The sequence below is a fragment of the Mesorhizobium sp. B3-1-9 genome, from assembly GCF_006439595.1.
Taxonomy (GTDB): domain Bacteria; phylum Pseudomonadota; class Alphaproteobacteria; order Rhizobiales; family Rhizobiaceae; genus Mesorhizobium.
In genome coordinates, this window is sequence record NZ_VFTJ01000012.1 from 58,979 (window position 1) to 77,673 (window position 18,695).

20 protein-coding genes are annotated in these 18,695 nt (G+C 65.0%); 12 read left to right on the forward strand and 8 right to left on the reverse strand.

Annotation, left to right across the window (positions count from 1 at the left end):
- Nucleotides 1-340: 340 nt before the first annotated feature.
- Complete coding sequence (locus tag FJW07_RS20775) at nucleotides 341-898, reverse strand: HNH endonuclease (protein ID WP_027167440.1); 558 nt, start codon at nucleotides 896-898, stop codon at nucleotides 341-343.
- A gap of 110 nt (nucleotides 899-1,008) precedes the next feature.
- A complete protein-coding gene (locus tag FJW07_RS20780) occupies nucleotides 1,009-1,668 on the reverse strand; it encodes a DNA-3-methyladenine glycosylase (RefSeq protein WP_140858672.1) in 660 nt (219 codons plus the stop codon).
- A gap of 91 nt (nucleotides 1,669-1,759) precedes the next feature.
- Between FJW07_RS20780 and gluQRS the strand changes: the two genes are divergently transcribed.
- Nucleotides 1,760-2,632 (forward strand): tRNA glutamyl-Q(34) synthetase GluQRS, encoded by an 873-nt coding sequence (gene gluQRS, locus FJW07_RS20785; RefSeq protein ID WP_140858567.1) that lies wholly within the window; start codon nucleotides 1,760-1,762, stop codon nucleotides 2,630-2,632.
- On the opposite strand, the gene FJW07_RS20790 is transcribed toward gluQRS, so the two are convergent.
- Entirely contained in the window at nucleotides 2,629-2,916 is a 288-nt protein-coding gene (locus FJW07_RS20790) for a hypothetical protein (RefSeq protein ID WP_140658855.1), read from the reverse strand. The genes gluQRS and FJW07_RS20790 overlap by 4 nt on opposite strands.
- Nucleotides 2,917-3,069: 153 nt before the next feature.
- On the opposite strand from FJW07_RS20790, the gene FJW07_RS20795 reads away from it, so the two are divergent.
- Nucleotides 3,070-3,957 (forward strand): DMT family transporter, encoded by an 888-nt coding sequence (locus tag FJW07_RS20795; protein WP_140783993.1) that lies wholly within the window; start codon nucleotides 3,070-3,072, stop codon nucleotides 3,955-3,957.
- Between the two features lie 25 nt (nucleotides 3,958-3,982).
- Here the strand turns inward: FJW07_RS20795 and FJW07_RS20800 are convergent, their stop codons facing one another.
- Nucleotides 3,983-4,834 (reverse strand): YihY/virulence factor BrkB family protein, encoded by an 852-nt coding sequence (locus tag FJW07_RS20800; protein ID WP_140645216.1) that lies wholly within the window; start codon nucleotides 4,832-4,834, stop codon nucleotides 3,983-3,985.
- 58 nt (nucleotides 4,835-4,892) lie between these two features.
- On the opposite strand from FJW07_RS20800, the gene FJW07_RS20805 reads away from it, so the two are divergent.
- From FJW07_RS20805 to FJW07_RS20835, 7 genes are all read left to right on the forward strand, one after another.
- Nucleotides 4,893-5,759, forward strand: a complete 867-nt coding sequence (locus FJW07_RS20805; protein ID WP_140858569.1) for an SDR family oxidoreductase — start codon at nucleotides 4,893-4,895, stop codon at nucleotides 5,757-5,759.
- A 25-nt stretch (nucleotides 5,760-5,784) separates the two neighbouring features.
- Entirely contained in the window at nucleotides 5,785-5,976 is a 192-nt protein-coding gene (locus FJW07_RS20810; protein WP_140645214.1) for a twin transmembrane helix small protein, read from the forward strand.
- Between the two features lie 19 nt (nucleotides 5,977-5,995).
- The gene (locus tag FJW07_RS20815) at nucleotides 5,996-6,577 is read left to right on the forward strand and encodes a cob(I)yrinic acid a,c-diamide adenosyltransferase (protein WP_140858571.1); all 582 of its coding nucleotides are present in this window, start codon (nucleotides 5,996-5,998) and stop codon (nucleotides 6,575-6,577) included.
- Nucleotides 6,578-6,598: 21 nt separating this feature from the next.
- Entirely contained in the window at nucleotides 6,599-7,402 is an 804-nt protein-coding gene (locus FJW07_RS20820) for a rhomboid family intramembrane serine protease (RefSeq protein ID WP_140858572.1), read from the forward strand.
- Nucleotides 7,403-7,564: 162 nt separating this feature from the next.
- Nucleotides 7,565-8,314 carry an electron transfer flavoprotein subunit beta/FixA family protein gene (locus tag FJW07_RS20825; protein WP_140858574.1) on the forward strand — a complete coding sequence of 250 codons (750 nt, stop codon included), beginning with the start codon at nucleotides 7,565-7,567 and terminating at the stop codon, nucleotides 8,312-8,314.
- A 23-nt stretch (nucleotides 8,315-8,337) separates the two neighbouring features.
- Nucleotides 8,338-9,267, forward strand: coding sequence for an electron transfer flavoprotein subunit alpha/FixB family protein (locus FJW07_RS20830; protein WP_140658798.1), 930 nt, complete (start codon nucleotides 8,338-8,340; stop codon nucleotides 9,265-9,267).
- A 201-nt stretch (nucleotides 9,268-9,468) separates the two neighbouring features.
- Nucleotides 9,469-10,347, forward strand: a complete 879-nt coding sequence (locus FJW07_RS20835) for a 3-hydroxybutyryl-CoA dehydrogenase (RefSeq protein WP_140658797.1) — start codon at nucleotides 9,469-9,471, stop codon at nucleotides 10,345-10,347.
- Between the two features lie 30 nt (nucleotides 10,348-10,377).
- Here the strand turns inward: FJW07_RS20835 and FJW07_RS20840 are convergent, their stop codons facing one another.
- From FJW07_RS20840 to FJW07_RS20850, 3 genes are all read right to left on the reverse strand, one after another.
- Entirely contained in the window at nucleotides 10,378-12,351 is a 1,974-nt protein-coding gene (locus tag FJW07_RS20840) for a PAS domain S-box protein (RefSeq protein ID WP_246680829.1), read from the reverse strand.
- 171 nt (nucleotides 12,352-12,522) lie between these two features.
- Complete coding sequence (locus tag FJW07_RS20845; RefSeq protein ID WP_140704925.1) at nucleotides 12,523-13,161, reverse strand: NrsF family protein; 639 nt, start codon at nucleotides 13,159-13,161, stop codon at nucleotides 12,523-12,525.
- Nucleotide 13,162: 1 nt separating this feature from the next.
- On the reverse strand, nucleotides 13,163-13,699 hold the full coding sequence (locus FJW07_RS20850; protein WP_140858576.1) for a sigma-70 family RNA polymerase sigma factor: 537 nt from the start codon (nucleotides 13,697-13,699) through the stop codon (nucleotides 13,163-13,165).
- 205 nt (nucleotides 13,700-13,904) lie between these two features.
- On the opposite strand from FJW07_RS20850, the gene FJW07_RS20855 reads away from it, so the two are divergent.
- From FJW07_RS20855 to FJW07_RS20865, 3 genes are all read left to right on the forward strand, one after another.
- Nucleotides 13,905-14,906, forward strand: coding sequence for an iron ABC transporter substrate-binding protein (locus FJW07_RS20855; RefSeq protein WP_140858578.1), 1,002 nt, complete (start codon nucleotides 13,905-13,907; stop codon nucleotides 14,904-14,906).
- A gap of 193 nt (nucleotides 14,907-15,099) precedes the next feature.
- Entirely contained in the window at nucleotides 15,100-16,656 is a 1,557-nt protein-coding gene (locus FJW07_RS20860; RefSeq protein WP_246680833.1) for an iron ABC transporter permease, read from the forward strand.
- On the forward strand, nucleotides 16,653-17,735 hold the full coding sequence (locus tag FJW07_RS20865; RefSeq protein ID WP_140858580.1) for an ABC transporter ATP-binding protein: 1,083 nt from the start codon (nucleotides 16,653-16,655) through the stop codon (nucleotides 17,733-17,735). Before FJW07_RS20860 ends, FJW07_RS20865 begins: the two co-directional genes overlap by 4 nt.
- A gap of 151 nt (nucleotides 17,736-17,886) precedes the next feature.
- Here the strand turns inward: FJW07_RS20865 and FJW07_RS20870 are convergent, their stop codons facing one another.
- On the reverse strand, nucleotides 17,887-18,684 hold the full coding sequence (locus FJW07_RS20870; RefSeq protein ID WP_140858582.1) for a phosphodiesterase: 798 nt from the start codon (nucleotides 18,682-18,684) through the stop codon (nucleotides 17,887-17,889).
- Between the last annotated feature and the right edge of the window lie 11 nt (nucleotides 18,685-18,695).

The window sequence follows — 18,695 nt, forward strand, 5'->3', positions numbered from 1 at the left end:
ACGTCCGAGCCAGGTCGACCCCCCACTCCGTCTCGGCTTCGCCGAGCCACCTCTCCCCCGATCGACGGGGTAGAGGAACGGCGCGAGCCTAGTAGCCAGCGCTCCTTCAAGCAGGCTTTCCTCTCCCTCCGGAGGGACTCCGGAGGGGGAGAGGTGGCGCTGCGAAGCAGCGACGGAGTGGGGGAAGCCCGTCCTTAAACGCGAAGCCATTGACAAGTAGGGATGACCGAGTTGGTCCGATATCAGGGTGTGTCTGATAATCACGGTCTGTCAGGTACGTGAGCACCGGAAGCGCAGAAAGCTGCGGCAGGCGACCAGCATGGCGAATTTCTGCCGAACTCTAAGGTTCGAGTTCGACATCCCAGTAGAGATAATCCATCCAGCTTTCATGCAGATGGTTGGGCGGGAACAGGCGGCCGTTGTTGTGCAGGTCGTGTACCGTCGGCTGATAGGGTTTTTGCAGCGGCCACATCTTGGCCTGGGCCGGCATCATGCCGCCTTTGCGAAGATTGCAAGGCGAGCAGGCGGCGACGACATTCTCCCAGGTCGTCGCCCCGCCGCGATGGCGCGGGATGACATGGTCGAACGTCAAATCCTCCGGCGTGCCGCAATATTGGCACTGGAAGCGGTCGCGCAGGAAGACGTTGAAGCGGGTGAAGGCCGGATGCCGCGACGGCTTCACATAGGCTTTCAGGCTCACCACGCTCGGCAGCTTCATGGAGAAGGTCGGCGAGGAGACGGCGTGCTCGTATTCGGCGACGATGTTGACCCGGTCGAGGAAGACGGCCTTGATGGCGTCCTGCCACGACCAGAGCGACAGGGGGTAATAGCTGAGCGGACGGTAGTCCGCATTCAGCACCAGCGCGGGAAGCCCATCCGGAGATACGGCAACCGTCACGTCCTCGCCTCCTTGCTTCTAGAACCGAACGGCGCGGATACTGTAAGCCCGACATGACAGGGATGTGAAGCGGATTGTCTCTCGCCGAAGCCGCCAAAAACGCATGATTCTCATGCTTTTTTGGCCATTTCGACAGGCGGCGCCGCATCCCTGCCCTTCAATTTCCGGTAATAAGCCCAAAAAAGCCGCGACGCGACACCCCGCCACGGGCTCCATGATTCGGCCAGCCGGATAAGCATTTTCTCCGGCGGACGCGGGTCGATGCCGAGCGCATGGCCAACCGCCGTCTGCAAAGCGACGTCGCGCGCGGGGAACACGTCGGGATGGCCGGCGGCAAACAGCAGGTAGCATTCGGCCGTCCATGGGCCGATGCCGGGCACGGCCGTCATAGCCGCGATCGCCTCGCCGGCGTCCAGCGTGCACAGGTGATCGAGATCGAGCCCGCCGGCCACGGCTTGCGCGACGGCGAGCAGCCCGCGCTGCTTCGGCCGCGACAGCCCGGCCTCGCGAAAAATCCCTTCACCGGCGGCAAGGATCCCCTGCGGCGTCAGCGGATCGACCAATTTCACCAGCCGCCCGAAGATGGCGTCGGCGCTCGCGCGGGAAACTTGCTGTGAAACGATAATGGAAGCGAGGCTCCTGAACCCTGGCTCCGACAGCCGAAGCGGCACTTCGCCCGCTTTGCCGCGTATGGTCTCCAGCCGCGGATCGATCCGGCAGAGCGCGTCGAGCCCTGTCGCAATGTCGTCGAGCGAGGCGATGCGTTGCACGTTGCTGGTTCCCAGGGCGCCCGCGAAGTGGCAATGGAGGGCTAAATACCAATTGGCAAACGCGCCTTTCAACCCGAATGCCGCCTGAAAGATGACGCTCCTGACATTCCGCTTCGCGCCGAGCCCCAATGGCGAACTGCATCTCGGCCACGCCTACTCGGCTCTGCTCAACCAGCGGATGGCGGCGCAAGCGGGGGGACGCCTGCTGCTGCGCATCGAGGATATCGACGTCGCCCGCTGCACGCCGCAATTCGAGGCCGGCATTTTCCGCGACCTCGAATGGCTGGGATTGAACTGGGAGCGGCCGGTGCGCCGCCAGTCCGAGCATTTCGCCGAATACCGGGCGGTGCTCGACCGGCTGATCGCCGAGGAACTCGTCTATCCCGCTTTCATGAGCCGCGGCGAGATCCGCGCCTTCATCACCGAGACCGGCGGCCGCGACTGGCCCCGCGATCCCGACGGCGTGCCGCTCTACCCGCCGCTCGACAAGGCCTTGCCCGCCAGGGAGCGCAAGCGGCGGATTGCCGAGAACATGCCTTTTGCCTGGCGGCTCGACGTCGAAGCGGCGATGGCGCGCTTCGCGGCCGGCCTGTCATGGGCGGAGTTCACCGATGAGACGATGTCGGCGACGCGAACCGTCGCAGCACGACCACAGGATTGGGGCGACATCATCGTCGCCCGCCGCGACATGCCGACCAGCTACCATCTCGCCGTCGTCGTCGACGACGCGCTGCAGGATGTCAGCCACGTCGTGCGCGGCCAGGACCTTTATTCGGCGACCGGGGTGCAGCGCCTGCTGCAGGAACTGCTCGGCCTGCCTCAGCCACGCTATTTCCACCACCGCCTGATCCTTGGCCCGGACGGCCGCAAACTATCCAAGAGCTTCAAGGACACCGGTCTTGCCGCTCTCCGAGACGCGGGCGTGCCGGCACGGGACGTCAGGCGTCTTATCGGACTTGATTAAAGTCGGGCCATCCCAGCCTTGATCAGCGCCAGCACGCTGATGAAGACAAAGGCGCCGCCCAGCCCGCAGGCAACCGCCAGCTTGAGATCGCTCAGGCTGATGCCATGCTTGTTGGCGACCGCCACGGCGACGAAAAAGCCGAAGATGAACAGCAGCGTATTGCCGGTCGGGCCGAAGCCGCTCTCCTTCATGATCGCGTCGAGCGCCGTGCCGAAGAAGAAGCCGAAGCCGGCGATGATCGCGAAGGCGAACAGAAGCCAGGTCGTGTCGAGATGCAAAAACATGCCTCACCATGGCGCGACCACGCGCCATGCCCCTCTTGGCACGGTTTGTTGAATTCGACTTAGCTTATGGATCAACCGTTTCGTTTTGCTTGCGGGATTGAACGGCTTTAGAGCAATTGCCGTCATCAACCGTTCATCCTGGCAGCCTCCCCCATGCAGAGCATCAAGCGGTTCATCCCCGCCTCCTTCGTCGTTCTGTGGGCGACCGGCTTCATCGGCGCGCGCTATGCCATGCCCTGGGCGGAACCCTTTACCTTCCTTGCCATCCGCTTCGTGATAGCGGCGATCCTGTTTGCCGGCCTCGCCGTGCTGCTCGGCTCGCGCAAGGCGACGCGCGAAGAGGCGCTGCACGCAACGGTGGCCGGCGTCCTCATGCATGGCGTCTATCTCGGCGCCGTCTTCTGGGCGATCCACAGGGGCATGCCGGCGGGTCTATCGGCGCTGATCGTCGGCCTGCAGCCGCTGATCACGGCGGTGCTTGCCGGCAAATTCCTCGGCGAGGCGATCCTGCCGCGCCATTGGGCCGGCCTCGCCGTCGGCCTTCTCGGCGTCGTCATCGTGCTCTGGCCGAAGCTCGGCGCACTTGGCGGCGGCGTCACGCCGGCGACGCTGACGGCTTCGCTCGTCTCCGTGCTCGGCATGAGCGCCGGCACCATCTGGCAGAAGCGCTATGCCTCCGGCGGCGATCTGGTGTCGGCGACGATGTGGCAGTATGTCGGCGGTTCCGCGGTGATGATCCTGGGCTCGCTCGCTTTCGAGACGCGCGCCGTCACCGTCAATGGCGAGCTGATCTTCGCCATGGCTTGGCTGGTCCTGGTGCTGTCGGTCGGCGCCATATTCCTGTTGATGGTGATGATCAGGGACGGCGAGATGTCGAAGGTCGCCTCGCTGTTCTACCTCGTGCCGGCCGTAACCGCGGTCATCGCCTGGGTGCTTTTCAACGAGCGGCTCAACCTGCTGCAGATCGCCGGCATGGTGGTCGCCACGCTCGGCGTCGCCCTGGCAACCGCGCGGCCTAAGACAATTCCCGCCAACGCGTGAGACGGCTTTTGGGCGAGGTCGTGCTTCAACCTACTCTGGCGCGCGCCTCCAGATAGCGGCTGATCGCGGCGTTGAGCTCGCCGCCCAGGATGAAGATCGCCGAGATGATGTAGAGGAAGACGACCGCGATCATGATCGAGGCGAGCCCGGCATAGGTCGTCACATAGGACGAGAAATGGTCGAGATAGGTGGCGAAGATCGTCGACCCGACCAGCCAGGCTACCAGCGTGAAGACGATGCCCGGTATGATCGAGACGAAGCGACGCTTGCCGGCCGGCAGCCAGATATGCACCGAGAACAGCCCGATGACGATGACCGTCGAGGCGATCACGTAACGCCAGATGGTGATCGTTCCCATATAGGGCTTGATCCATTCCAGATGCGCTTCCGCCAGCCGCGCGAGCAGCGGCGCGAACACCAGAAGCACGCTGATGGCGAGGAAGCAGGCGGTGGCGATCAGGACGAAGATGATGCTCTGCACCCTGCGATGGACGATGCCGCGCGTCTCGGTGACGCGATAGGCGCGGTTGAGCGAGGTGCGCAGCGCCTCGATGCCGTTCGAGGCGAAATAGGCCGCAAGCAGCACGCCGTAGGTCAGAAGGTCGGTGCGCCGCACGGTGAGCACGTTCTGCACCTCATGCGCGATCGGCTTGGCGATCTGCTCGGGCCAGGTGTCGAAGACCAGATGCACGGCCGTGTCGGCGAAGGCGCGTGCGCCGAGGAAGCTGCCGAGCGTCGTGGCGAAGATCAGGAACGGAAACAGCGCCATCAGCGAGGTGATCGCCAGATGGCTGGCCATCGCCCAGCCGTCATCGGTGTTGAAATGTCCAATTGCATCGTAGAGCACGCGCTTGAGGGCAACGATATTCCGCAGCAAGGACCCGCGCTCCGCTCGATTGTGTCGACGCCGCGAATATGGGAAGGGATTGCGGCAAATGGCAACCCCAGGTCCCACAACGCGCCCCGCCGCCAAGGAGTTGCGCACCGTCATCGTCACCGGCGCCTCCTCCGGCATCGGCGCCTATTGCGCGCGGGCGTTGAAGGCGGAAGGCTGGCGGGTGTTCGCCACGGCGCGCAAGCCGGCCGATATCGCTGCGCTCGAGGCCGACGGCTTGGAGGCCCTCTACCTCGACTATCGAGAACCTCAATCCATCGCCGCCTTGGTCGATGCGGTGCTGGAGCGTACCGGCGGCACGCTTGACGCGCTGTTCAACAACGGCGCCTACGCCCAGCCCGGCGCCGTCGAGGACCTGCCGGTCGCGGCACTTCGCGAACAGTTCGAAGCCAATTTCTTCGGCTGGCATGATCTTACCCGGCGCATCGTGCCGGTCATGCGTCGCCAGGGGCACGGCCGGCTCGTCCACTGCTCCTCGATCCTCGGGCTGGCTCCGGTCCGCTTCCGCGGCGCCTATTCGGCCTCCAAGCACGCCATCGAAGGCCTGATGCTGTGCATGCGCCAGGAACTCGAAGGCAGCGGCATCCACCTTTCCCTCATCGAGCCGGGACCGGTGACGTCGAAGATCGCCAGCAACGGCCTGCCCTGGTTCCTGAAGAACATCGATGTCGAAAATTCCGTCCACCGCGCTGACTATCAGGCGCAGCTCGCCCGGCTTCAGGCGGGCGGCATCGTGTCGAAGCTGAAACCAGGGCCGGAGATCGTGCACAGGGCGTTGCGCCACGCGCTTCTGTCACAGCGCCCGCGCCCGCACTATGTGGTAACGGTGCCGGCCAGGATCGGTGTGGCGCTGAAACGCGTCTTGCCGGCATCCTTGCTTTATCGCGTGCTCGCCAGGCGCGCCTGACCGAACCTGAACCGGAGCCAGCCAGATGCTCATCACCTTGAAGATCCTCGCCGTCATCGCCATGGCCGCCGTGGTGATCGTGCTGGTCCGCGGTCTGATCAACATGATGCGCGGCGGCTCCGGCATCACCTCGAACAAGCTGATGCAGACGCGCGTCATGCTGCAGGCCGTGGCCTTGGCGCTGCTGTTGCTGGTGGTCTATTTCACGCGCAAATAGCGCGGCTGAGGGGGATCGCGTGGTCAAGCTCAACAAGATCTACACCCGCACCGGCGACGACGGCACGACGGGGCTCGGCACCGGCGAGCGGCGGCTGAAATCCGACCTGCGCGTCGATGCCTACGGCACCGTCGACGAGGCCAATGCCTGCATCGGCATGGCCCGCCTTCACACCGGCGCGGCGCATCCCGCGATCGACGCCATGCTGTCGCGCATCCAGAACGATCTGTTCGATCTGGGAGCCGACCTCGCCGTGCCGGACGACGGCAAACCCTTGGAATACGAGCCGCTGCGCATCGCCGCCGCCCAGACCGACCGCGTCGAACAGGACATTGACGCGCTCAACAAAAGCCTGCAGCCGCTGAAATCCTTCGTGCTGAACGGCGGCATGCCGGCGGCCGCCGCGCTCCATCTGGCCCGCACCGTGGCGCGCCGCGCCGAGCGCCTGATGGTGGCGCTGGCGCAGGATCCGGCCGAGCATGTCAACCGCGAGGCGCTCAAATACATCAACCGTGTCTCGGATTTCCTGTTCGTCGCCGCCCGTGCGGTCAATGACAATGGAGAGGCCGACGTGCTATGGGTTCCCGGCAAGAACCGCTGAATCCGCAGGCGGGAGGGTCCGATGTTCATCCCGCTTTACGACACCAACAGGCTGCGTCACATCCGCCTGCAATATGTGACGATCGGCCTGATCGTGGCGAACGTGCTCGTCTATCTGGCGACCACGCTTGGCGGTGAAAATTTCACCAATGCCGCGGTTCTCGGTCTCGGCTTCATCCCGTCGGTGGTTCACGACAAGGTCGAGCTCTCGCCCGAATTCGTCGTCATCCCCGAGAGCCTGAGCTACCTTACCTATTCCTTCCTGCATGCCGACATCTTCCATCTCGGCGGCAACATGCTGTTCCTCTGGGTGTTCGGCGACAATGTCGAGGATGCGCTCGGCCACATACGCTACCTGATCTTCTATCTCGCCTGCGCCGTCGCCGGCGCCTTCTTCCAGGGGTTGGTGGCCTGGGATTCGCAGGTGCCGTTGATCGGCGCCTCGGGCGCCATCGCCGGCGTCGTCGCCGCCTATCTGATTCTCTACCCCCGGGTGAAAGTCTGGGTGTTGGCCTTTGCCCGCATTCCGCTGCGCATCCCGGCCTTCATTCCGCTGATCCTGTGGATCCTGTTCCAGATCGTGATGTTTGCCGCGGGCGGCGAGGACCAGATCTCCTGGGCCTGCCATATCGGCGGCATCATCGTCGGATCGATCCTGGTGCTGGTGCTGCGCAGCCGCGGCGTGCCGCTGCTGGCCGGCGCCGACGGCGAGCCGGATCCGACGCCCAACGTCCAGCAGCCGCCTGTTCCTGTCGAACCGGCCGCTGGCGACCCGGCCCGGCCGGCGTCGCAATGGGGCCGTGGAGCAGCGAGGTCCCGCGACTGAACCGATTTGGGTGCGTCGTGGGATATTGACGCGCCGATTTGCCGCCACTACGGAAACGGCACCGTTGGGCGGATATTCCGCCCGTAATGTCGGCTTTCGACAACTCTGACAGGGCGCACGCTGGTATAGCGCCCCGACTATCTCAGGAGAGGTGACAGGAAAATGAAGATCCTTGTGCCCGTGAAGCGGGTTGTGGACGCCAACGTCAAGGTCCGGGTGAAAGCCGATGGACTGGGCGTTGAGCTTGCCAACGTCAAGATGGCGATGAACCCGTTCGATGAGATCGCGGTCGAGGAAGCCATCCGCATCAAGGAAGCCGGCAAGGCGGAAGAGATCATCGTCGTCTCGGTCGGCCCGCAGCAGGCGCAGGAGACGCTGCGCACCGCGCTCGCCATGGGCGCTGACCGCGCCATCCTCGTCAAGACCGACGAGCAGACCGAGCCGCTGGGAGTCGCCAAGGTGCTGAAGGGCGTGGTCGAGGCCGAGGCGCCCGGCCTTGTCATCCTCGGCAAGCAGGCGATCGACGACGATTCGAACCAGACCGGCCAGATGCTGGCGGCACTGCTTGGTTGGTCGCAGGGTACCTTCGCGTCCAAGATCGTGCTCGAAGTTGATCATGCCAAGGTGACGCGCGAAGTCGATGGCGGCCTGCAGACGGTGGAGCTGAAGATGCCGGCGATCGTCACCGCCGACCTTCGCCTCAACCAGCCGCGCTATGCCTCGCTGCCCAACATCATGAAGGCTAAGAAGAAGCCGCTCGACGAGAAGAGCCCGGCCGACTACGGCGCCGACGTCAAGCCGCGCCTCAAGGTGGTCAAGACCGAGGAACCGAGCGGCCGCAAGGCGGGCGTCAAGGTGAAGTCAGTGGCCGAGCTCGTCGAGAAGCTCAAGAACGAAGCCGGCGTGCTCTGAGCGGTCAGGAAAGGATAAAGAAAATGGCAATTCTCCTCATCGCCGAACACGACAACGCAAGTCTTTCCGACCAGACGGCAAAGGCGCTGTCGGCCGCGCTGCAGATTGGCTCCGATGTCGACGTGCTGGTGGCCGGCAAGGGCGCCAAGGCTGCCGCCGACGCCGCCGCCAAGCTGAAGGGCGTCCGCAAGGTGCTGCTCGCCGAGGCCGACGAGCTTTCGGAACGCCTCGCCGAGCCGACCGCGGCTCTCATCGTCTCGCTGGCTGGCGGCTACGACACGATCGTCGCGCCCGCCACCTCGTCGGGCAAGAACGTCGCGCCGCGCGTGGCGGCGCTGCTCGACGTCGCCCAGGTGTCCGAGATCATCGAGGTCGTCTCGCCCGACACCTTCAAGCGGCCGATCTATGCCGGCAACGCCATCCAGACCGTGCAGTCGACCGACGCCAAGAAGGTTATCACGGTGCGCACCGCATCCTTCTCGGCGGCGCCGGAAGGCGGCTCGGCCTCGGTCGAAACGGCCAACGCCGCCGCCAATCCGGGCCTCTCCTCCTTCGTCGAGAACAAGCTCTCCGAGAACGATCGACCGGAACTGACTTCGGCCAAGATCATCATCTCGGGTGGCCGCGCGCTCGGCTCCTCGGAGAAGTTCCAGGAAGTCATCCTGCCGGTCGCCGACAAGCTCGGCGCCGCGGTCGGCGCCTCGCGCGCCGCGGTCGACGCCGGCTACGCGCCGAACGACTGGCAGGTCGGCCAGACCGGCAAGGTGGTCGCGCCCGACCTCTACATCGCCGTCGGCATTTCCGGCGCCATCCAGCACCTGGCCGGCATGAAGGATTCGAAGGTCATCGTCGCCATCAACAAGGACGAGGAAGCCCCGATCTTCCAGGTTGCCGACTACGGCCTGGTCGGCGATCTCTTCGTCATCCTGCCGGAGCTGCAAAAGGCGCTTTGACGCAGCCGGTTCCGGCATATTAAAATCCGAAGGGTGGGGTAGACGAAGTCGCCCCGCCCTTTTAGTTTGCACTGCACAAAAAGCGGGCCATCAAGGCCTGAAGCCAATCCGGCGGTTTTGCGTCCGGATTGCAGGAAATAAACAAATAGGAGCGTTTCCGCGCTTCAAAGAAGCGGAAATGCTCAGGACGGGATCGGGGTAATGAGCAAGATCGAGACGATCGGCATTGTCGGAGCGGGTCAGATGGGTGGCGGTATCGCCCATGTCTCGGCGCTCGGGGGCTACAAGGTCCTGATCCACGACGTGTCGCCCGACCGGATCGAGAAGGGCATCGCCACCGTCAGCGGCAACATGGCGCGCCAGGTCGGTTCCGGCAAGCTGGAGGAGACGGCGCGCAACGAAGCGATGGCGCGCATCTCCGCCGCCCCGGCCATGGCCGACCTCGCCGCCGCCGATCTTGTGATCGAAGCGGCGACCGAGGACGAGACGGTCAAGCGCAAGATCTACGCGCAGCTCTGCCCGCAGCTCAATCCGGAAGCGATCCTGGCGACCAACACCTCGTCCATCTCGATCACCCGGCTTGCCGCCCAGACCGATCGTCCCGAGCGCTTCATCGGCATACATTTCATGAACCCGGTGCCGGTGATGAAGCTGGTCGAGCTGGTGCGCGGCATCGCCACCGAGGACCAGACCTTCGAGGCCGCCAAGACCTATGTGAAGCACCTCGACAAGACGATCACCGTTTCCGAGGATTTCCCGGCCTTCATCGTCAACCGCATTCTGCTGCCGATGATCAACGAGGCGATCTACACGCTCTACGAAGGCGTCGGCACGGTCGATGCCATCGACACCGCCATGCGGCTCGGCGCCAACCACCCGATGGGACCGCTGCAGCTCGCCGACTTCATCGGCCTCGACACCTGCCTGTCGATCATGCAGGTGCTGCATGAGGGCCTGTCGGATTCGAAATACCGCCCCTGCCCGCTGCTGGTGAAATATGTCGAGGCCGGCTGGCTCGGCCGCAAGACCGGCCGCGGCTTCTACGACTATCGCGGCGACCATCCGGTGCCGACGCGCTGATCTTCCCCGGCTGAACCCTTTCGGCGCGGCTCAGGAGGCCGCCGCAAGCGGCGGAGGCCGCACGACGCCGTTCGAAATATCCTCGGTCGAAACTTCGTCGGGTGCCGCCGAAACGCAGCCGCGTCCTGCCGCCTTGGCGGCATAGCAGGCGGCGTCGGCGCGGGCGATGATCTCGTCCACTTCGCCGCAACCGGCGCGGATCGGCGCGAGCCCGATGCTGGCGCCGATCGAATGCGGGCGCCCGTCCCAGCTGAAATTGAGGTTGCGGATGGCGTCGATGACCGAGCGTGCCGCGATCGGCCCGCGCGCCGCGGCGCCCGATTTGAGGATGACAGCGAACTCGTCGCCGCCGAGCCGCGCGACGATGTCTTCCGGGCCAAGCACATTGCGCAGGGTGTCGGCCACGCGCTTGAGCAGCGCATCGCCCGCGGCATGGCCGCCGGTGTCGTTGACCGCCTTGAAGTGGTCGAGGTCGACGAACATGAACTGATGCTCGCCGCCATTGAGACGGCACTGGTCGACCAGTTCCTCCATAGTGCGGATGAAGCTCGAGCGGTTGGCGAGCCCGGTCAGCGCGTCATGAGCGGCGGCGTAGGCCAGCTGGCGCTGCAGGGCGCGCGCGTCGGTGAAATCCTGGAAGACGATGACGAGGCCGCAGAACTCGTCGCGGTCGTTCATCATCGGCGACACCACTTGGCGGATGCTGCAGCGCGTGTCGTCGCGCCGGACAAGGACAGCCCGCGTGTTCTGGTCGCAATGCGGCCGCTCGCTCGTCGAAGGGCGCGTCAGCCCGATCCTCTGCCCGATTTCCTCGTCGACCGCCCAATAAACATGGCCGAGCATCTTGCCCATAGCCTCGCCAACGTCAACTCCGGTGAGCTTTTCGGCAACCGGGTTCATGAAGGTGACGCGATTGGCGGCATCGGTGCAGATCACCGCATCGCCGATCGACTGCAGCGTCACCCTGAGACGTTCCTTCTCGTCGGCCAGCATCGCCGCCGAGACCATCAGCCGCGCCTCGGCCTCTTTGCGCTCGGTGATATCGGTCAGGCTGCCGATGGCCTGGACCAGCCGGCCCTCGCCGTCACGCTCGATCACCTTGCCGCGGTCGAGGATCCAGACCCAGTGGCCGTCCTTGTGCCGCATACGGAACTCCGCCTCGAAAAAGGCCGTCTCGCCGGCAAGGTGCGCGCGATCCGCCTCGGCGACGCGCTCGCGATCGTCGGGGTGGATCATGGTCAGCCAGCGGTCGGGGTCGCCGTCGAGCTCGCCGTCGGCATAGCCCAGCATCTTCACCCAGGTTTCGGAATAGGTCGTGCCGCCCTTGCGCATATCGAGGCTCCAGATGCCCTGCCCGGCACTGGTGAGCGCGAAATTCCATCGAGTCTCGGCCTCGGCGATGCGCGCCTCGGCCTGCCTGCGGGCGTCGATGTCCTCGATCTGCGACACCAGATAAAGCGGCTTGCCTGTGTCCTCGTCGCAGATGACCGAGCCGGCAAGCTGCGCCCAGACCGGAGTCCCGTCTTTCCTGAGGTAGCGCTTTTCGAAATGGTAGGAGCTGATCCGGCCTTCCCGCACGTTCATCATCGTCTCGCGGCCGATCGAAAGATCGTCCGGATGCGTGATCTGCGGGAAGGTCAGCGCCTCGATCTCCGCGCGGCTGTAGCCGAGCATGGCTGCGAAGGCAGGGTTGGCCTGCTGGATGCGACCGTCGAGGCCGACAATGGCGACGCCGATCGCCGAATCCTCCATGGCGCGGCGGAAGCGCTGCTCGCTCTCGGCTATCTGCCGGCGATCGTCGACGATGCGGTGAATGAACAGCGCCGACAAAAACAGCGTCGCGGCGGTGATGGCGACGGATATCTGCAGGCAGAGCCTCAGCGCGTCGGCGCCCAGTTCAAGACGCGGCAGCAGGATCGACACGGCTGCGGCGACCAGGCCGACCACCAGCAGACCCTGCGCAGCGTGCCTGTCGGCACGGAGAGCCCTTTCCAGTTCAACCACGCCACAATGCGATCCCACCCAACACGCAACTGCACGTTGCCACAACCCTGGCGGATCGGTTTTAAGGAATGGTTGCGTGGACGCTGGCGATCACTCCGCTAACCGGCAAACAATTGCCGGCATGCTTAAGGTACTGTTTCCAAACTGTACCGAAGAATCGGTGTGCGGCGGCTACCAGCGCACGAAGAGCCGGCCGCCGATGGCTCCGAGCAGCGTCAGGAAGGCGATCGCGACCGTATACCAGGTGGCAACGAAGAGCGGTGAATCGTCGAAGCAATGCGCGGCATAGAAGGTTGCCGCGACCCCGCCCGCGAGCAGGCCGGCGACGGCGCCGGCAAGCACCGGCCGCGTCGGCGCGCCATAACGCAGCATGCCGAGGAAGATCGCCAGCGGACCGATGCCGATCAGCGGGATGAAGCTCATGCAGATCATCATGTTCGTGCCGACGAGCCGCTTGCCCCAATCGGCCTCGGGCACGACAAATAGCTCGAGGATCACGGCCAGCACGACCAGAAGCGGCGCGGCAATCATCCAGGCCATTGCCCGCCTGGTCGAAGCACCCGGCATCGAAAGCGCGCGGATCAGCGCGAAGGCGCTGACCGCAAGCACCAGCGTGAACAGGAATTTCGACATGAAGCGCATCGTATGCATGGCCAGCATGATGTCGGGGCGCGGCCCGATGGTCGCAAAGAAAACCACCGCCGCGATCACCACGGCCACGCCGACCGCCAGCCACCAGGCCTTGCCCATCGGCATCGCCTTGTCGCGGGCATCGGCGTCGAGCGCCTTGATGAGATCCTCGGTCCTCATGTCACTGTCGTCCGAATCTTTTTGCGATCGCCGCGAGGCCGCGATGCAGGGACACCCGCACCGCCGTCTCGCTGATGCCGAGCTTGGCCGCCGTCTCGCCGATCGACTGCCCGTCGACCGAGATCGAGGAGACCACCGAGCGTTGCGCGGGCGGCAATCCGTCGAGCGCCCGGTTGATATCGCGCTCGCTCACCGTCTCCGCCTCCGGCTCGGCGAAGGTTTCGGCGATCTCGTCGATCTCGACCTCGATGCGCCGCCCGCGCCTGCGGAACGCGTCGATCAGCTTGAAGCGGGCGATCGCATAGATCCAGGGCAACACCGGCGCATCCGGCCGCCAAGTGTGGCGTTTCACATGAATGGCCAGCAATGTTTCCTGCACGACATCCTCGGGGTCGACCCCGCCCTGAACGATTTTGCGCCGGACAAAGCCGCGAACGAGGGTGGCGACCCGGTGCAGAAAGTCGGCATAAGCCCTTTCGTCTCCACCGATCGCGGCCCTGAGCAGCCGGGAAAGCTCGGCCTCGTCCTTGCCGGTCACAAGAGTTTACCCCCAGATGTTCGCGTCTCGGCCTTGGTTTGTTACGTGGCCGGCGAAATAATGTCCAAGCCAAACTACCGCAAAATCACGAAAGTTTGCGGCACGGCGACCGATTGAAGCAGGGTCACAATGTTGACTACAATAATCAGGTATTGATAGGTGCAGCCGTGTCCGAACCCTGTCTCCAGATTTGAGGATGATGCCCATGAAGATTGCCCTTTCCACGCTCGCCACCGCGCTGGCGCTCGGCCTGATCGCCGCCCCGGCCATGGCCGAGGATCAAGGCATCATTGTCTACAATGCCCAGCATGAGAGCCTCGCCAAGGAATGGGCGGCGGGCTTCACCAAGGAAACCGGCATCAAGGTTACGTTGCGCAACGGCGGCGACAGCGATTTTTCCAACCAGATCGTCGCCGAGGGCGCGGCCTCGCCGGCCGATGTGTTCCTGACCGAGAATTCGCCGGCCATGGCGCTGGTCGAGGCGGCCGGCCTGTTGGCGCCGGTTGACGTCGATACGCTGGCGCAGGTTCCGCAGGAATACCAGCCGTCGAGCGGCAAGTGGGTCGGCGTCGCCGCCCGCAGCACCGTCTTTGCCTACAACAAGGACAAGCTCAAGGAAGACCAGTTGCCCAAGTCGCTGCTCGATCTTGCCGATCCCAGCTGGAAGGGCCGCTGGGCCGCTTCGCCGTCCGGCGCCGACTTCCAGGCCATCGTCAGCGCGCTGCTGCAGATCAAGGGCGAAGCCGCCACCGCCGACTGGCTGAAGGCAATGAAGACGAACTTCACCGCCTACAAGGGCAACTCGACGGTGATGAAGGCGGTCAATGCCGGCGAGATCGATGGCGGCGTGATCTACCACTATTACTATTTCGGCGATCAGGCCAAGACCGGCGAAAACAGCGGGAATGTCGCCCTGCACTATTTCAAGAACCAGGACCCAGGCGCCTTCGTTTCGGTGTCGGGCGGCGGCGTGCTGGCTTCCAGCAAGCATCCGAAGGAAGCCCAAGCCTTCCTGAAGTGGGTGACCGGCAAGGGCGGCCAGGACGTGCTGAAGACCGGCACGTCGTATGAATATGCGGTCGGCAAGGGTGCCGAATCCAACCCGAAGCTGGTGCCGCTCCCCGACCTGCAGGCGCCGAAAGTCGATCCGGCGACGCTGAATTCCAAGAAGGTCATCGACCTGATGACGCAAGCCGGCTTGCTTTAGTTCGCGTTGGTCCTAAAAGGGCAAACGACCGTGCTCCCGCGGCAATTCGCCTTCCGCGGGAGCGTTTTTGTTTGGAGATGGCTTCGTCGATGACGATCGACTGCGCTTCGAGCCGCTCGCGCGGCGTATCAGATCGCTTCCGCCGCCCGGCGGCAGCGGCGCAGCGGCCTGCCTGATGCAGTCGGCGATCGACATGACGCCGGCAAGACTGCCGGCGGCCGGGATGAAGAAGCACCGGTCCATCTCGTGGATCACGCTCGCCGCCGCTCTGATCGCGCTTATCGCGCTGCTGCCGCTCGCCTTCATCGTCTGGGTGGCGATCCAGACCGGCTGGGATACCGTGGCGGCGCTGATCTTCCGCCCGCGCGTCGGCGAATTGCTGGTCAACACCGTGCTCCTCGTCGTTGTCGCCGTGCCGATCGCCATCGTGCTGTCGGTGGCGCTGGCCTGGCTGACCGAGCGCAGCGACCTGCCAGGTAACCGCTGGTGGTCGTGGCTTTCGGTCGCGCCGCTCGCCATTCCCGCTTTCGTGCACAGTTATGCCTGGATCAGCTTCGTTCCGGGCCTGCACGGGCTGTGGGCCGGCGTGCTGGTCTCCGTCATCGCCTATTTCCCTTTCCTCTACTTGCCGATCGCCGCCGCGCTGCGCCGGCTCGATCCGGCGCTGGAGGATGCGGCCGCGGCGCTTGGTCTTGATCCTTGGCGGGTTTTCGCGCGCGTGGTGCTGCCGCAGCTCAGGCTCGCCATCTGCGGCGGCTCGCTGCTGGTCGGCCTGCATCTTCTGGCCGAATACGGCCTCTATGTCTTCATCCGTTTCGATACCTTCACCACCGCGATCGTCGACCAGTTCCAGTCGACCTTCAACGGTCCGGCGGCCAACATGCTGGCCGCCGTGCTGGTGGTCTGCTGCCTTTTCCTGCTCGCTCTCGAGGTGATGATACGCGGCGAGGAGCGCTATGCCCGCGTCGGTTCCGGCGCCGCGCGCCAGCAGCAGCGCGCTCGCCTGGGCCGCGCCACCTTGCCCTGCCTGCTTTTGCCGGCGGGCGTCGCGCTGCTGTCGCTCGGCGTGCCCTTCGTCACGGTCAGCCGCTGGTTGATCGCCGGCGGCACGGAAGTCTGGCGTTGGGACGAGATCGGGCTGGCGCTCGGCCAGACGTTGTTCCTCGCCATCGCCGGCGCGGTGCTTGCAACGCTGGCCGCCATGCCGATGGCCTGGATCTCGATCCGCGCGCCGGGACGGCTGCAGCGTCTGCTCGAGAGCTGCAACTATATCGTCGGCGCGTTGCCGGGCGTGGTCATCGCGCTGGCGCTGGTGACCATCACCGTGCGCGTCGCGCTGCCGCTCTACCAGACGCTGTTCACCATCCTGTTCGGTTACGCGCTGATGTTCCTGCCGCGCGCACTGATAAGCTTGCGCGCCTCGATCGCGCAGGCGCCGGTGGAGCTGGAGCGCGCCGCTTCCAGCCTCGGCCGTCCGCCGGTCAAGGCGCTGTGGTCGACGACCATCCGTCTGTCGGCGCCGGGTGCAGCGGCCGGCATGGCGATGGTGGCGCTCGGCATCACCAACGAGCTCACCGCCACCCAGATGCTGGCGCCCAACGGCACCCGCACGCTGGCGATGGCCTTCTGGTCCTACAGCGGCGAGATCGACTACGCCTCCGCCGCCCCTTATGCGCTGATCATGGTGGCGATGTCGCTGCCGATGACCTGGTGGCTCTACGTCCAATCGAAGCGGATGGCCGGACGATGAGCTTTCTCGAACTCAATGGCGTCGCGAAAAGCTACGGCCCGGTGACGGCACTCGCCGGCGTCGACCTGGCTGTCGAGAGCGGCAGCCGCACCGCGATCGTCGGGCCGTCCGGCTGCGGCAAGACAACCTTGCTCAGGCTGATCGCTGGCTTCGAGGCGCCGGACCGCGGTCGCATCGCGCTCGACGGCAAGGTGCTCGCCAATGGCGGCGCGGCCGTGCCGGCGCATCGGCGCGGCATCGGCGTCGTCGCGCAGGACGGCGCTCTGTTCCCGCATCTCACCATCGCCGACAATATCGGTTTCGGCATCGCGCGGAATGCCGATAGACGAGCCGAGCATATCGTCGAGCTCGCCTACATCGTCGGACTGGACAAGGCGATCCTGAAGCGGCGGCCGCACGAGCTTTCCGGCGGCCAGCAGCAGCGCGTGGCGCTTGCCCGCGCCATGGCCATGAAGCCCAGGCTGATGCTGCTCGACGAGCCGTTCTCGGCGCTCGACACCGGGCTTCGCGCGTCGATGCGCAAGGCGGTGGCCGAGCTTCTGGAAGAGGCCGGCATCACCACCATACTGGTCACGCACGACCAGGCCGAGGCGCTCTCCTTCGCCAGCCAGGTGGCGGTGATGCGCGACGGCCTGTTCTCGCAGGTCGGCACGCCGCGCGAGCTCTATTTCCAGCCCAGGGACAGGATGGTCGCCGAGTTCCTCGGCGACGCCATCATCGTGCCGGCGAGGATCGCGGACGGTTTTGCCGTGTCGCGACTCGGCCGCATCGCAGTCGACACAAAGGAACGGCGCGATGTCGCGCGCATTATGCTGCGGCCCGAGCAGGTCCTGCTCAAGCGGACCTCGCGCGAGGGCATGTCCGGCACGCCGGACATGCTGTTCGGCGAAGTGACGGACTGCGAGTTCGCCGGCTCGGTCTGCACCGTCGCGGTGCGGCTGCTCAACAGCCCGGATCCGCCCGATGCCGCCGCCATCGGCAACACGCCGCTCATCCTGCGCAGGACAGGCATGGACGCGCCGGCTGTAGGCGAGATCGTGCGCCTCACCTTCACCGGCAAGGCGCATGTCTTTGCTTAGGTCGGGGTTGAGGCGTGTCGAGATTCAGGTCAGGCCGAGCCGAAAACGGCGGGTTCCGAGAACCGGAGCGGAGCGTACTTGAAGTACGTGAGCACCGGAAGCGCAGGAAACCGCCGTTTGCAGGCCGGCCTCACCTGAATATCGGCATGCCTCAGCGCACGCGCTGCCCGGTCGCAGGCGACCAAAGCGGCCATTGCTCCAGGAAATCAACGCTGTGAATGACCACACGCTGCCCATCGATCAGGATGATCGAATAGGCGGGCGGCGCCTGCTCGACCACTTCGTCGCCGACCAGGTCAAGCATGAAGCGGGCATGCAGGCCGCGCTGCACCGAGAACGGAATGCCGGCGACGGTGCCGGCGATGTCGCGATGGACATGGCCGAAGAAGATGTAGCGGACATTGCCGTGGCGGGTCAGCACGTCGATGAGCCGCTGCGGCTGTTCGAGGCCGAGCGGGTCGAGCAGAGTGAGGCCAAGCTCGACGGGTGGATGATGCAGGAAAATATAAGCCGCCTTGCCTGCCGCCTCGCCAAGCCGTGCGTCGAGCCATGCAAGCCGGTTGTCGCACAACTCGCCGGTGACGCGGCCCTCCGCCATGCTGTCGAGAAAAACGAGTCGCCCTTCCGGCGTGTCGAGCACCGACTGCACGAAGCCGTTGCCGTCCGTCCCGTTATCCGGAAAGGCGGCGATCAGATTGGCGCGCCGGTCATGGTTTCCAGGCAGCAGCTGGTAAGGCACAGTGAGCCGGCTCAGCGCCGATTTCAAATCGGAATAGCTCTCGGCCTCTCCGTCATCGGTCAGGTCGCCGGTGAAGATGCAGAGCGTCGCATCGCTATGACGTTGATTGATATGATCGATGCATCGATCGAGTCGTTCATTCAGGTTCGCGCCGTAGCGTATCTCGCGCCGACGGCCGAGATGGACGTCGGTGACCTGGATGATTTTCATTGCATGAACCC